Source organism: Flavobacterium xizangense (assembly GCF_054075145.1).
In genome coordinates, this window is the sequence record NZ_JBSIPG010000131.1 from 1 (window position 1) to 266 (window position 266).

At 39.5% G+C, this 266-nt stretch carries 1 protein-coding gene; it reads right to left on the bottom strand.

The window, feature by feature from the left end; all coding sequences use genetic code 11:
• Positions 1-266, bottom strand: a 266-nt coding sequence (locus ACWA1B_RS22800) for a hypothetical protein (RefSeq protein ID WP_456910911.1), incomplete at both ends; no start/stop codon positions are given.

Sequence of the window (266 nt, forward strand, 5' to 3'; positions counted from 1 at the left end):
TATAATGTAATCTTTGCTAAAAATACACCCTGTATTACTATTGGTTAAAGTATAGCGAAATCTGTAAGGAGCTCCAGTACTGGAAATATTGGTTATCAAGGTAGTAGGGTTAGTAGGAGAAACAATCACAGCTCCAGCACCTCCAGAAACTTGAGTCCATTGAACGGTTTCTCCAGCGTATAATGGCGTTTGCGCTACAAGAGTTGCTTGTGTAATAGTATTGTCGCAAAAATTGATCACTTCATCACCGCCAGGAAGTGTTGTTA